This window comes from Stenotrophomonas sp. A3_2, from assembly GCF_036624925.1.
GTDB lineage: Bacteria > Pseudomonadota > Gammaproteobacteria > Xanthomonadales > Xanthomonadaceae > Stenotrophomonas > Stenotrophomonas hibiscicola.
The window spans coordinates 1-302 of sequence record NZ_JAZKVY010000244.1 but is presented as its reverse complement, the minus strand read 5'-3'; the positions used below and the strand labels follow the sequence as shown (position 1 = coordinate 302).

The 302-nt window shown below is 46.7% G+C and carries 1 protein-coding gene; it reads right to left on the bottom strand.

Annotated elements, in window-relative coordinates; translation table 11 throughout:
- Positions 1-302: M2 family metallopeptidase (locus tag R5H29_RS09860; protein WP_332329119.1), on the bottom strand; the 302-nt coding region annotated here is incomplete at both ends.

Below are 302 nucleotides of genomic sequence, written 5' to 3'. Positions count from 1 at the left end.
GGGTCCCTTTACTGATACTATTTTTTCACCATATTTTTCTCGCAATTTTGTACGAACGTAGGCGTGCAACTCAACGTAAAGCGGTCTTAGCTCCTGCCACAATTGATCCACTTGCTTGGAAAACTCATCGGGAGGCATGTCAAATTGGGCTCTCCAAAGATTGCTCTTATCCGGAAAACCCATTTCGTTTACACCAACATTGCCAAGCTTTACGTACCTTTCGAAATTCTTGCGAATTCCCTTGCCAACGGCATGCCAGCCTTTCCAAGCGGCTTTCAGCTCTTCGGGATCTTGGCTCTCGG